This window comes from cyanobacterium endosymbiont of Epithemia turgida isolate EtSB Lake Yunoko, from assembly GCF_000829235.1.
Taxonomy (GTDB): Bacteria; Cyanobacteriota; Cyanobacteriia; order Cyanobacteriales; family Microcystaceae; genus Rippkaea.
On record NZ_AP012549.1, the window covers coordinates 1,863,401 to 1,878,454 of the forward strand.

A 15,054-nucleotide genomic window follows, 5' to 3' on the forward strand; every position below is an offset into this window, starting at 1 on the left:
AAAAATGGAGAAGCCTATGCTGAAGGTTTAAAAATTAGCTGACAGTTTTGATTGGCAATTGTCTCTACCCTGATATATTTTTTCTATATAAATAGATTAAAATTATATCTTACATTTTTTAAAAATAGTAATTCTGGCGGATATAAAAACACTTTTTATAGAGGAAACCTAGACAACTTTTTCAGAGTTTATTAAGCAATTTTAAGATACAATTGCTTATCTCATCACTTTTATACTTCAACAGATTGACTAGACAAAAAAAGTAGATTGGTCTATTTATCGGGAAAAAACTTTGACTTTTGATGAGCAATCCTTGTCTCTTTAGTTTGTAATGCTTAATATTGACGTTCACATTACAATCGCTTATTGTATTTTCGTAATTGTGGTGTATAAATTGGTAAACGTGATTATTGCAGTGTGAACATTATTCATTTAGTTCAAGCTAAATCTTTAGCTTTTCAGGTTAAAATTCAATATTTATTAAATAAAATTTAATGACAATTAAAACACAGTTATTTTTTAAAAAAATATTTCAGTAATCAGTCAAGCAATTCTAAACTTTGAAAGAATTATCCTGATTAGGATAAGATTTATTAGCTTATTTTATATATTTATTGATAGTGAACGCGATTGATAAATAGCTATCTTTTAATTTATAAACTAATCTCATAGACTGAGTCCCCAATAACAATAGTTCTTAAGTTAAATATATTTAAATTATCTTTATCGTAATTAACAGCTGGACTTTTATTTTTTAAAATTTGTTAAAATATAAATATTTATCGCTAGTCTACACATTAATCTCCCGAATAAGCCGATATTTTTTTATTGCTTTTTATGCTACAATGTTATTCTTTTAACTATCGTAACCTATCAAAAAACATAATAAAAACTCTTTATCTTTATCAGAAAGATAATTAATGCATTATTGAGGGATTAATTGTAAAAAATTGATTATATTGTTTTTACAATTAGTAGTAGTTCGATAAAACGTGTAAAAAATAATATGATTTAGTACTATTAACTTAGTTAATTTTTAAAATTATTGGTATTAAATTAAAGAGTTTAGTTGTTTTTATAAAATTAATCTTTATGGTTTACTAACTCTTAACTACCTCAATGTTAATTTCTAATTCCCAAAAATCACTAGAAATCGTGTATAATGACTATTTTGGAGTAACTGTGCATTTTAGGAGAACATCTGTTCTATGTCTCGTTATAGAGGGCCTCGCTTAAGAGTTGTACGGCGACTAGGAGAACTTCCTGGCTTAAGTCGCAAAAACCCCCGTCGTGCTTATCCTCCAGGACAACACGGACAAGGACGTAAAAAGCGTTCAGAATACGCTATTCGTCTTGAAGAAAAGCAAAAACTGCGCTTTAACTATGGCGTAACAGAGGGTCAGCTAGTACGCTATGTAAAAAAAGCTCGTAAAGCCACAGGTTCTACCGGTCAAAAACTTCTGGAATTACTAGAAATGCGTCTTGATAATACAGTGTTTCGCTTAGGGATGGCGGGAACAATTCCAGGAGCTCGTCAATTAGTCTCTCACGGTCATGTTACCGTTAATGGCCAAGTTGTTGATATTCCTAGTTATCAGTGCCGTTCTGGGGAAGTAATCTCCATTCGTAATCAAGATCGTTCTCGTCGCTTAGTGGCAGCGAATATGGAATACCCTGGTTTGGCTAACCTTCCAAGTCATTTAGATTTTGATAAAAATACTTTGACAGGAAAAGTTAATGGAACTATTGAACGGGAATGGATAGCTTTACAAATTAATGAATTGTTAGTAGTTGAGTATTATTCTCGAAAAGCTTAGAAGATTATTGGATAACTTCAATAGTTGTCCAATGTCCTTATGAACTTAGATTATTTAACTTGACTTTAAAATTTTAAGAATGAATATAAAATCTTTGAGTTTTATCAAAGTTTCTTTCCGATAATTGAGTCTTCTTTACACTTAATTCATAGGGTTTCAGTAATTTGGTGTATTTTATGATACAGCAACGGTATAACTGGCAGTGTAACTAAATTTCTCAAGATTAACTTTATGACTCTAGAATCCTTTAGAGTCATTGCTAGAAACTAAAACAAAACTCAATTACTAGACAATTCATTCTTATTTTACACTTACTTAACAAAATCATAAACTTGTGTAGCTCAAGGAAATTAATCCTTTATTTCATTAACAATATTCCTTTTAGGATCTACTTAAGAATTAAAAGAGTGTAATCACAAATCAATTCTTGTTACTTGGTCAATTCAAAAGGTTTCAACTGACTGTACTTACGGTGACCGAGACACAGAGGTAGCTATGATGGTACTTCTTTCTGTTAGCCAAGAGCCAACTGTCGACACCAGACCGCTAAATCACTTTACTATCCCACAAAACTTTTGGGTTAGTCTTTTTGGAGTTCTTTAACTAAGGTTTGGACAACATTATAGAAGAAGACAGGTTTCATCCAGCAAAACCATTTTAAATTTTAGACCATATCCGCATAGGTGAGAGAAAGAGGTAAAGAAAACACGTAAAGTTTGAGTAAAGCCCGAAAAAGTGAATTTAGTTTTCGGACGAGTTTCCATGGTAAGGCGGCAATTTTTCCTATTAAATTCAAAAATTTTGTTGGGTTATACATCAGGCTGTAAACTGAATAATGTCATGGGTTTCTATTAAACTGATGGTGATGGCCAATTCATTTTTAACTTGAGATAATCAAGTTATCAAAAAAGAACTTTAAGGTCAATCGGTCCATATTCTCATCAGACTGGACTAATAGTTTTGATTCACGGCAGTCAGTCAAGTAAGGTCCAAGAGAAAGATAACACTTTTTACTCCTATCCTTTCAATATTAGCGGCTACTGGACCCAATTTTTAGCATTGCGAACTACCCATAATATACGTCTGAAACCATGGCAAGCCAATTTAAGAACGCTCACTGGTCTAATACTATGAGAAGCCTATATTAGTATTACTGTTTTTTATAGAATTTTGATATTCAACACCTCAACTTAATTCAAAATATTAGAAGTTGAGAGCATAAAGACTTTATACTCGTTTCATGGTAAATCAGTACATATGATATTCTTACTGTACGTTTTAAGAATTGAAAAGAACTTAGACCGAAAAAAGAATTTAAAATTAATGATTTAATAACTATTACTTATGATTATCAACCTTAAATTTCATTGAATCTATATCTTTTTCTAACTCGATTAGATACTAAAGATGTATACATACTCGCACATTAAATAGGATTAAGGCAAACTGTCAAATATTATTTTGATTTCGATCAACAGTGCTTAATAGAATTAATAATAGGAGAATATAGAAATAAAAGTATAGGTTTTTTCTATAGATTCTGTCATAAGTTTAATTTTTAAATTTATTATTAATACTTTCTACTGTCTCCGAAGTCGTTTCTAAATTAGAATAAGCAATGAATCAATATAGGCAATGATTTTATGATCCGAGGTCTAAGTGTTTAACATCTGGCTTTAATAAATAAAATTTTTTATATCAATTAACTAACTCTAATAGTCTTTATACTCAGTCTAAGTTTTTAAAAAAGCTATTTTCATTTAAGAATACTGGTCAAGTTTTGTACACTTAATTTAATTTGCCGGTTTGTTTTTTGCTTATATTTTATATCTCTCTGATAATAGAAAATTTTCTTTTATTTAAATCTTATAGCTTTGTAAATTAATAATTTTATTATATTAAACATATAACTCTTTCAGCTTGTGGCATAAATTTATTTACAATATAATTACATAATTTTTAAAGCTCTATACTAACCTCTTTTTTTTTTACAAATATCTCTTTTTGTCTAGTTTATAGTAATTCTACTATTTTAAATATTTTACTATTTTTATCACTCATATACTCATTCTTTTATCTAAATAAATTAACATTAAATAATAACTTTTTTATCCTTTGATTAGAGTAATTTTCTTTCTTGCCAGATATCTCAATAGATAAGGTATTATATGATTAATTATTTAAATCTTTGAGCATTGTTTTTATTTATCATTCACTTACTTCATTTATTGTCGTTCAATTTTTCATATCGATATTTAAATTTTTAAAATTATTATTATATTATACTTTTTATTATTATGTACTTTTTTCTTAAGAAAAATAATATAGGTTTTAATTTGTTTCCATAAATATAAATTAAGTATAAATATTGTGTTTAGTATAATCTCAGTTTAGATACTAAATATAGTATTATTATACCTATAACTAGGTTTTGATACTTTTATATTTTAGCCTTATTCAAGCTAACTTATCTAAGTTGTATAACAAATATTATTGAAATTATAGCTAATGATAGAAGAAAAGATAGTTGATGAAAACAAGAACTAAATCAAGATATTATAAATCATAATAGTATTTTTTTATTCAATAAAATTAGTTAGTTATTCTTTTTAAGAAGTATTTTTTACACAAATGATAAGCAACATTAAATTCTGATTAAAATAGTACTTGCACTCATAATTTTACTCACGCACTAATCTATTAACCTTTTTCAGACAGAAAACCTTGATAGTATTGTGATTATTTATATATAAACAATATAATATGTCAAAAAACAATGAACATAAATATTTTATGCTATTATATGTTTTACCCTAAAAATAATGGGTTTTATTTTTTATGACTTTATCATAGCTAGTTTGTAAAAGCTATATAAGTACGTTACTAAGTATATGAATTAAAATAAAGTTAAAAGAAAAAGTCTTTAAAAAAGAGTTACAACTAGATTTTAATCTATCTAAAAATTCATCTAACAGAATTGGACAAACAAGAACTGTCAGAGTTGGCTTGCGACCAAATTTTAAAAAAAACCAGAACAAGGGCAGAAATATTCTATTTAAATACAAGAGTATAAAAAGTCAAATAAATTACAGACTAGTAAATTTATCAAAAAATACAAGTTTTAAAAAATTATATATAAATTATTCAAGAAACAGAAATATTATGAGATTATCGAAAATAGCTAAAAATAAAAAGACAAAAGTGAGTATAAAAAAATAAATACAATAATTATTTTTTAAGATTAATTGCTGCATGTAAGTAGTTTATTCAAACTACTTACAAAGTGATAAAAATATATGTATTGTTTATAACATAAAATCCTTTTATTAAAAAATAAAAATGTAATTTATGTTGAATAAAAAAAATAAATTGGTTTAATTATACTTAATTATAAGTATAATTAAACTTATAGCAAATATCTTAGTCAAGATATTTGCTACGAATAATAACAATCCAAGATACAATGAATTTATTCGTCTCGAATCGAATATAAAGTAGAAAATTATTTTTTTATATTTATTTGAAACTAATTGTTTATTCAAGGAATAGATACCCGAACCTGGCCTGTTAAACCAATCATATTAACTATCAACTTAAGAAGAAGATTCGTTTGAGAAAACAGATCTTATGAAGAGAAAAAATATAATTCAAAAATATTTGAAATAAAAAAAGGAAAAATTAGATGTATGAATAGCTACAAAAGTGACCATAATTTTTTGTAAGATTTTAAATGATGAAATTTAACTATTTAACTAAACCTTAATACTTAATATCTAAAGAAAACCTAAATTTATTCAATGTTGATAGAAGTCTTGACTAGTATAGAAGATATCTATGGCTTTTTAAAAATTAAAGAATGTTATTGAAATCTCACTTATCATTCATTAATTCATCAAAAATAAATCAACTATGAAATTTGTTGACGAATACCGCGATGCTAACTTAGCTCAACAATATGCCAGAAAAATTTCCCAGATAATCACCAAAGATTGGAGGATAATGGAAATCTGTGGTGGACAGACCCATTCTATTTTGAAATATGGAATTGATGAACTTTTACCCTCAAAAATTACCTTGATCCATGGACCAGGTTGTCCAGTATGTGTAACCCCCATTCAATTAATTGATTCTGCATTAAAAATTGCCGCTCTTCAGGATGTAATTTTCTGTTCCTTTGGGGATATGTTGCGAGTCCCTGGAACTGATGAAGATTTGCTTACCGTCAAAGCAAAGGGGGGGGATATTCGCATCGTATATTCTCCTTTAGATTGTCTTGAACTTTCCCAGAAAAATCCCAACAAACAGGTGGTCTTTTTTGCTGTCGGGTTTGAAACCACTACCCCTGCAACCGCCATGGTTGTTTATCAAGCTGCACAATACGCAATAACTAATCTTTCTTTATTAGTGTCTCATGTCTTGGTCCCTCCTGCCATGGAAACTATTTTAGGGTCACCTAAATCCCAAATACAAGGGTTTTTAGCTGCTGGTCATGTTTGCACAGTAATGGGATATGAAGAATATAACCCTATTGCTCAAAAATACGGCGTTCCCATTGTGATAACAGGATTTGAACCCGTTGATGTTCTCCAAGGAATTTATCTATGTCTGCAACAGTTAGAATCAGGACAGGCATACTGTGAAAATCAATATGTCCGTTCCGTGGAACAACAGGGCAATTCTATTGCAAAAAAAATTATTCAAGAAGTATTTGAGGTAGTTACTCGACAATGGCGCGGTATTGGGGAGATTAGTCAAAGTGGCTTAGGGTTGCGGGAAAAATATGCAAGTTTTGACGCCTTGAAACGGTTCGCTGAGGAGTTATCTTTAATCAAACCATCTTATGTCTCTTCGATTTGTATTAGTGGGGAAATTATGCAAGGACTTAAAAAACCCCACCATTGTCCTGCTTTTGGGAAAGAATGCGCTCCAGAACATCCCTTAGGCGCACCTATGGTATCTCCGGAAGGGACTTGTGCTGCTTACTATCGCTATCGTAATTATCAAAATCAAACATTGATGGTTTAAGAAGTCAAAACCTTATGGTACTATCTTGTCTTTTACCTCGCTCGCAGTCCCGATAACCACAATAAAAATTTACTATACTATAAATACTGTTATTTTAAAGATAATTTGATGTCAGCACGACCAATTTTCTTGTTATGAATGTGAAAATTAGCGAATAATAAACTTATAAAGAAATAGTTACTAATAGCAGGATAGATTTAGATGAGAATTATCAAGAGATTTCATATTCTATTGGATTAAAAAGTAATCTAGTTTTTGTTGCTGTTACTACCATTATTTTTATTGGCAAAATTGTGATCATTCAATAGAGAAGGTGAGTATTTAAGACTACTCCAGAGGGTTAAACTTCAATTATTTTAGAAATCTCTTACATGATTTAAAAACTTAACGATAATAAACGAGAAGTCACTAACTAAAATTTACTAGTTAACTTTAAAGCATAAATTAATCTCTTGAAGTCTTTGGTTAATTTATTTCCTATTAGTTATTTCAAAGAAGATAAAAAAATAATTTATTGTTATTGCTGATTGTTTATCCGAGATGTTTAACTATTTGTAGTATAACATCGTGAACTGTTCTTGTCTAAGAGACAATCATGAATCTGTTGATTTATTCAATGAATTTAAACATAAATTAACCATTATGAATGGAGCCTTAAGTATTGATGATAAACTTATCAAAGTACTTTATAGTAAAATAAATTAGAGAAAATTTATTAGCTATTTTAAGTCAGGTAATAGATATAAAAAAACTAAAGTAATTAGATTAATTATTTTGTTCTATCCCGACTATTTAAAGGTATCAGTTTTTTTGTTGAGTTTATGTCATACAAAATAGTTGTTTTTATCAAAAATAATGTTTCATGTCAAGAAAATCTCCAAAGTTATAAAAATTAATAAACAAATGAGAATATTAGCAAGTCTAAAGTTTAGAGCTAGAAAAAATATAAAAATAGTTCATGAAACATCTTTGAGAAAAATTAAAATTTTCAAAAGGGTTTTATAAACAAATCATTCTATTTTAGATTTTACTTTCTAAGATAATTAAGACTTGAATAAAGTGAATATAATTATATTTTTCAAATTAAACTACATTTTTTAAAGTAATTATCTGAGTTTAATAAATTTATAGTAATGACATTTAATATAAGTTTAACTTACTTTTTTAGTGCTTTATAATCTTTTATAAAGTAAGAGTTAATGAGGATTAAATAGTTGTCTTTGAATTAATATTTAATCTTAAAAAATATATATTTGAGTTAACTTAAGTTAACTCAAATAGTATTGAAACTAAAAAATAATTCTCTTATTCATTGATGATTGATGATTGATATTTAAAATAATTTGTCAATCAGCAAGCATCAGCAGTGATTATATTAATAATATTATAATATTTAAATATTTTTTAATAATCATGAATAGGCTTGTAAAATACAAAGATAAACTAATAATACTAGGAATTAATTTTTATTTAAAATAAAAATTAATAATCAAAATAAGTTATTATATATAATAGTTTATTGTCTTATTAAAATTGATACTTTTAAAGTATCAACTCAAGCAATTAATTTCATCATAGATTTTATATTTTGTAGAAAACTTAACTAAGATTTCAAAATATTTATTCTTCAATAATACTTAAAATAAGTATAGTAAAAATACATGGCAATATCTAAGAATTAGTGAAGATATACCTACGGCAACTAAAACACATATTTTTAAAATTTTATATCCAAAAATAGTATATTTATATATTTTATTATACAATAAATAGCGCATTAATCGTTGCCATTTTAGACAAAAAAGTAAGATTGTAAATTTAATTAACAAGACTTGCTTATAGGTGTTTTTTGTGTTAGGGTCCAAGCTTATTTTTATTGATATAAAGGAGAATACAAATAAATATAAAAGTTTTTAAACAAGTTCATAAGCTAGTACAATAAACTAATAATATAGTCTATATTATTAGAAACTAGTTGCCAATAGATATTTACATAAAAGTCGAATCAATAAACTTGAATTAAATCTAAAAAAAATATTATTATGAATTGCCGTGATACTTATCATCATTATAAATGATATTTTTTATCAAAAAAATATCATTTATAATGATGATAAGTATTTTTTTAAAAATTATTTTTTAGTCGGATAAACTCAATTTAGTTGTTTAGATTTTTTTACTAAAATTAAACTGTAAATATTTATTTTAGGCCTAAAACTATTCAACTAAGTCTTAAATTAGAGAACCAAAAAACTAAAATTAATTTACGTAATACTTCTCTGTGCGGTTAAAAATCTACAATAGTTTTAAATCAATCAACTCTCCTTTTAATTAACTTCAATGTATTATTAATATTTTTTATTATTCCTTGGGTTAGTCTTTGGAAAAAATAGGTAATAATTTTCACAATCTTACTCCTCATTGTTACGCGGATTTATGGCTATATAGTATCGCCTAAACAATAATTATTGTTGTTGATCCGCCTGTTGTTAAATATTAAGTTTTGTTTTTTTATTTTTAACTTTTATATTACAGATTTAGTAATATTGCATTCCATTCTAATTTGAGGCATACTTTTGGACTATGAAAGATTTTTGCAGAAAAAATTGACATGATCTTAATCTAGGTATTTATTCTAATTTATATATTTTCCTTGTATTAAGTGTGCGTAATGGTTAGACTAGACTAGGAAAATTAATTATCTCTAAAACAAAAATTTGATCTCTTCAGACTCTTCTAGAAACTCTTCATTGGCTTGGCAAGATTTGCTCAGACAACATCGGGCTATTGCAGTCATCCGCACTAATGATTTAAATCTTGGCTTAGAAATGGCCAAAGCCGTGTCTGCTGGTGGAATTCGTCTAATTGAAATTACCTGGAATAGTGAAAGACCCGTCCACTTAATTCGCCAAATTTGCGAGCAATTACCTAACTGTACTATCGGAACAGGGACAGTTTTAAACCTTGAACAGCTACAAGAGGCGATTGCAGCTAAAGTTCAATTTTGCTTTACCCCCCATGTCAACCCTACATTAATTCAAACCGCCATTAACGCTGATATTCCTATGATTCCTGGCGCTTTATCTCCTACGGAAATTACCACCGCTTGGCAATTAGGAGCTAGTTGCGTTAAAGTCTTTCCTGTACAAGCGATAGGAGGAGTCTCTTATATTAAAGGGCTACAAGGTCCTTTGAGGTTTATTCCGCTCATTCCTACTGGTGGCGTAACCCTCGACAATGCTGCGGCCTTTATTAAAGCAGGGGCGATTGCAGTAGGATTATCGAGTCAGTTATTTCCTAAGAACGCTATTGATAATAAAAATTGGGAGGTCATAACTCAAAAAGCTCAAATATTGTTGCAACAACTAAAGCCTTTTTCTGCCGTCTAAAGAATTGCTGTTTCACCAGTTTTCTTTCAAAGATAATTACTAAAATTTTGGTAAATTTTTAGTAAAAGTTAGATAGAATAGAGAGTGTATAAAAGACTAGTATACCATAATATTTTTTATTTTATCCAAGATGAGTTTAATCTAAATTTATAGAGGAAAGGGAAAGCAGCAGATATTTTCTAGAAAAAGTCTTTGTTGAGGTCTGGTGTTATAAGTCCAGATTTTTTCTCGACCTTACCAAAGTATTTTGTTATTTATATGACTTCTATCAATAATTTAAACAGCATGCTAATTATTTCCCTGAATTTACATATTTAAAGAGTAATTTTTTATGGCTTATTATTTTAAATATGAACTATATTTAGTTATCAATAACTGAGGCTAATTATTTGATTTTAAGTAAATTTTAGACAATATAAAAACCAAAAATTTTGTTTCTGTGTTAGCAAAAGATAAAATTATAAATTTATTTAAAAACTGAATATGTATTAATCAATAACGCTTTTAAAACACCTATAGATAAGAACTTTAATTAATTATTTACTATCGACAAAAAATGAAGTAAAATTAGGTAAAAACAATTGGCAAAATTACACGCTGTAAACATTTTTTTATTTAAACGATTTACGATTAATATAAAAATATCTTTCAGATTAAACATTCAAGATATTGAAGTGTTTAAAACTTTTTTAGTTATCCTGAACCTGTTATTTAAAAATTAAAAATATAAAGATAAGGTTTTATGATTAATAATGAGCTTGTTGAAAGTTATATTTCTTACATAAATAACATTTATGCAGATTTTATGTTCACATTTAATTATGCCATATTTAAAGTTTTAATTTAATTAATATCTACGAACTTAAATATAAACTTAGTTTAATAAACGAGGGTTAAAATTAAACAGAAATTACCATCGCCTTTATTTTAAGCTAAATAGAAAAAGTCAGTATTTATGGATACTCTATTCAAGTTTTATTAAAGAAATATTTTCTAAAACTTGAATAGTGGTAGATAGATTTCGTATAGTGAAACAGAGCAATAAAGAGTTAGACTTCCAAAGAAAGTCTAAAAAGAGAAGGATAGAAAAACTAAAGAAAAAGAAAACACATGACTAAGATAACTCATAGCAAATATTCTTTACTAAAAAAAAATAATTATGAGCGATAAAAATAAATATAAGACAGAGAAGTTTTTAAAATATCCTCATTCTTAAGAAGAATACATCAAATAAAAGAGAAAATAAGAGATATTTTTTAATGTTAAATAACGAATAACGAGTGATGAGGCTTCCAAGAAATTTATAGAATAGACTGAAACTGCTCATCAATATTTTTCAAAGAGTTATCAGATAGTAGATGAATTAATGAAATTCAAATTTATTTTGACGATCTAACCTCCCAAGCAGTAGTAGAAGAGATTAATTTAAAAATTGAATTGATTACAAATATAAACACATGGCTTAAACTAACTTTGATAATTTTAGAAGGATAATTTTATAAAACCGATATTTTTTCCACCAACTTATTCAGACTTAATCTAGGAGAGCTAAAATTGCAAACTCATTGATTGAGTTCATTGTATTTGTATAAATACCTGGGTTCATGGAAAAAATTAGTTAACTTGTCTAAGTATAAATAGCAGTCAAGTATAACAAACGAATCAAAAGGTTCAAATTAGAATTGCTCTGATAAAAGAATTTAGCCGTAGTTTAGTTTAGCTCAACTACTTCTATCTTAATTAATTTGGTCAGACTAAGTCTTGAATTCCACTGACATTAGCCAACTCAAGATTAGGATAAGTGCGCTTAATTAAGCCCGTTAGCACCTTTCCTGGACCAACTTCAATACCGTGACTAATCTCTTCTTTACGCAATTGTAACATTGTCTCTCGCCAACGAACAGAACTGGTCATTTGTTGAGTTAAATGAGCCTTTAAGACTTTTCCTGACTGGGTAGGAGTAGGATCAACATTAGAAAGGACCGGAATTTGAGCATCAGTAAATTCATAAGCAGTCAATAATGTCTCAAATTCTTGAGCCACTGTTTTCATTAACGGAGAATGAAATGCCCCAGACACTTTAAGCGGAACGGTTCGTTTAACCTTAATCTGAGAGAGAACTTCCTTGACTGCTTCAGGAGTTCCCGAAATAACCACTTGTTGCTCACTATTATCGTTAGCTAATACGACACTAGGATTAGCTGCGATTACCTGCTCTAATTGACTTCGATCAAACTTTATCAAGGCGGCCATTTTTCCCCCGGAGACTGTATCCATTAATTGGGCACGACGTTGAACCAATTGTAATCCGGTAGTAAAATCGAACACTCTCGCTGCATACAAAGCCGAATACTCCCCTAAGCTATGCCCTGCCACCAAATTTGGTGTTTGACCTTTCTCTCGAAGTAAATCGCCTAAAATGCTTTCAATCACATACAAACAAGGCTGAGTATAGAGAGTACGAGATAATTCTTCCTCATCTCCCTGACATTTTTCCAACACAGACCAACCCAGAATCCGCTGTGCCTGTTCAAATCTAGTTTTGCCGACGAAAGTCTCTTGTAAATCTACTCCCATCCCAATGGTTTGTGATCCTTGTCCTGGAAATACCCACGCTATTTTCATTTGTTATTATCAATAAATCTTCGAAAATTAATTAAAGGTGATTAAATACCCCAGCGAAAAATCACTGCACCCCAGGTTAAACCGGCCCCAAAGCCAGAACTAGCGATTACATCCCCCGTTTTAATTTTCCCGTCTCTGACAGCTTCATCGAGAGCAATGGGGATGGATGCGGCTGACGTGTTACCGTATTCTTCTAGGTTAGCAATGACCTTTTCTGAGGGAATCTTGAGCCGTTGAGCCACCGCACACATGATACGCTGATTGGCTTGGTGTAGTATCAGCCAGTCAATATCGTCTCTGGAAATGTTAGCATGAAATAAGGCCCTTTCGATAACTTCTGGCACTTTAGCTACAGCAAAACGGTAAACTTCTCGTCCGTTCATAGTGATAGGATGGTAAGTTCCTTGACTAATAGTTATCTCATCTTTAAGGGTTTTCTCTTGTCCTCCGTAAGAAAGATTAAGAGAATGATGTTGCCGTCCATCACTATACATATCAAACCCTAACAAGCGATCTTCATGAAGATTTGCTTGACAAACTACTGCGCCTGCCCCATCGCCAAAGAGAACACAGGTGTTACGATCTGACCAGTCTATCCAACGGGAAAGGATATCAGCCCCAATCACTACCACTCGTTGGTAAACCCCAGTCCGAATAAATTGAGCGGCCGTGATTAAGGCAAAAACAAAGCCCGAACACGCCGCTGTCAAATCAAAAGCTACCGCATTATAAGCTCCTAATAATTGTTGTACCTTAGCCGCACTTCCGAATAAGTCATCAGGGGTAGAAGTCGCTAAGATAATTAAATCAATATCTTTGGGAGTCAGACCAGCCATAGCAATTGCTTCTTGAGCTGCTTGAGCCGAGATATCACTAAGGGATGTATCTGGCGAAGCTAAATGCCGATGGCTGATTCCGGTACGTGTCCGAATCCACTCATCGGAGGTATCAACAAGACGCCCAAGGTCATCATTAGTAATCACCTGGGTTGGTGTGAATGAACCACAGCCCGTAATTGCAATTTTAGCTCCTGATGCGTTCAATAATTTTCTCCTTGGGTCTCCCTGAAATATTCTTGATTATCGGGGAGAAGACTCCCCTAAAAGTCTTTTATTGTCAGTATCACGGGTTACTGTTGACTATGTCTGAGCTATCCACTATTTTACCGAGGTAAGTAGACTTATCAGCTTGAATACGCTCAATAACTCGGTTATCAATGGCTTCTTTTGCCAAGCGGATCGCATTAAAAATTGATGGAGCTTGAGAGCTACCATGACTAACAATACAAATCCCGGCAACTCCAAACAATAATGCACCCCCCTGTTCAGCATGATCGATACGCTGTTTCAGCTTCTTCAGGTTTGGCTTAAGGATTTGACCGCCGATTTTTCCACGCCATCCTTGAGGTAATTCCTCGCGCATAATTTGTAGGAGAATTTCTCCAACAGCTTCTGCAAATTTGAGCAGAACGTTCCCAACAAAACCATCACAGACGATCACGTCAAACTGTCCCGAGAGGACATCTCTTCCTTCAGCATTACCGACAAAGGGGATTTCTTTATTTTTTTCTAATAATTCATAAGTCTTTAAAGCTAAATCATTGCCCTTGCTAGATTCCTCGCCGATATTGAGTAAACCAACCTTGGGTTGTTCAACTCCTATTACATATTGGCTATAAATAGTCCCCATAAGGGCAAATTGTTCTAAATATTTGGGACGACAATCCACATTAGCCCCTACATCTAAAATAATCACGGATTTACCCGCTATTAGGGTGGGAAAGACAGCCCCAATTGCGGGACGATCAATGCCTTTGATGCGGCCTAAACGGAGAGAAGCTGCCGCCATGGCAGCCCCTGAATGTCCCGCTGAAACCACCGCATCAGCGCGATTTTGTTTAACCAAATCCATAACTACGTTAATGGATGCCTTAGGTTTACGTCTAAGTCCCTTAAGTCCTTCATCCATAGAGATCGCCCCATCGGCCTCGACAATTTCGATATTAGGGGCATGGACATGGTGTTTTAGGGAGTTTTGGATTTGTTGGTGATCGCCCACCAACAAAACAGTCACACCCAGCTCTTCGGAAGCTCGGATCGCTCCAGCGACGATTTCACCAGGGGCGTGATCCCCTCCCATAGCGTCTACTGCAATTCTTACGGGGGTTGCTGCCATTGAATCAAAGTGATAGAAACCTT

General features: G+C 30.6%; 6 protein-coding genes. 3 read left to right on the plus strand and 3 right to left on the minus strand.

The window, feature by feature from the left end:
- Nucleotides 1-1,208: 1,208 nt before the first annotated feature.
- The 3 genes from rpsD to ETSB_RS05750 all read left to right on the plus strand — a co-directional run bounded on the left by rpsD (nucleotide 1,209) and on the right by ETSB_RS05750 (nucleotide 10,231).
- Nucleotides 1,209-1,817: a 30S ribosomal protein S4 gene (rpsD, locus tag ETSB_RS05740; protein ID WP_044106851.1), complete on the plus strand. Its 609-nt coding sequence runs from the start codon at nucleotides 1,209-1,211 to the stop codon at nucleotides 1,815-1,817.
- 3,909 nt (nucleotides 1,818-5,726) lie between these two features.
- Entirely contained in the window at nucleotides 5,727-6,842 is a 1,116-nt protein-coding gene (hypD, locus tag ETSB_RS05745; RefSeq protein WP_044106852.1) for a hydrogenase formation protein HypD, read from the plus strand.
- 2,720 nt (nucleotides 6,843-9,562) lie between these two features.
- The gene (locus ETSB_RS05750) at nucleotides 9,563-10,231 is read left to right on the plus strand and encodes a bifunctional 4-hydroxy-2-oxoglutarate aldolase/2-dehydro-3-deoxy-phosphogluconate aldolase (RefSeq protein ID WP_044107650.1); all 669 of its coding nucleotides are present in this window, start codon (nucleotides 9,563-9,565) and stop codon (nucleotides 10,229-10,231) included.
- Between the two features lie 1,749 nt (nucleotides 10,232-11,980).
- Here ETSB_RS05750 and fabD read toward each other — a convergent pair.
- The 3 genes from fabD to plsX all read right to left on the minus strand — a co-directional run bounded on the left by fabD (nucleotide 11,981) and on the right by plsX (nucleotide 15,031).
- Nucleotides 11,981-12,856 (minus strand): ACP S-malonyltransferase, encoded by an 876-nt coding sequence (gene fabD / locus ETSB_RS05755; protein WP_044106854.1) that lies wholly within the window; start codon nucleotides 12,854-12,856, stop codon nucleotides 11,981-11,983.
- 41 nt (nucleotides 12,857-12,897) lie between these two features.
- Nucleotides 12,898-13,899 carry a beta-ketoacyl-ACP synthase III gene (locus ETSB_RS05760; RefSeq protein ID WP_044106855.1) on the minus strand — a complete coding sequence of 334 codons (1,002 nt, stop codon included), beginning with the start codon at nucleotides 13,897-13,899 and terminating at the stop codon, nucleotides 12,898-12,900.
- Between the two features lie 79 nt (nucleotides 13,900-13,978).
- The gene (gene plsX / locus ETSB_RS05765) at nucleotides 13,979-15,031 is read right to left on the minus strand and encodes a phosphate acyltransferase PlsX (RefSeq protein WP_044106856.1); all 1,053 of its coding nucleotides are present in this window, start codon (nucleotides 15,029-15,031) and stop codon (nucleotides 13,979-13,981) included.
- Nucleotides 15,032-15,054: the final 23 nt, after the last annotated feature.

Coding starts and splice junctions, on each gene's coding strand:
- rpsD (WP_044106851.1), top strand. CDS start 1,209: ATGTCTCGTTATAGAGGGCCTCGCTTAAGAGTTGTACGGCGACTAGGA.
- hypD (WP_044106852.1), top strand. CDS start 5,727: ATGAAATTTGTTGACGAATACCGCGATGCTAACTTAGCTCAACAATAT.
- fabD (WP_044106854.1), bottom strand. CDS start 12,856: ATGAAAATAGCGTGGGTATTTCCAGGACAAGGATCACAAACCATTGGG.
- plsX (WP_044106856.1), bottom strand. CDS start 15,031: ATGGCAGCAACCCCCGTAAGAATTGCAGTAGACGCTATGGGAGGGGAT.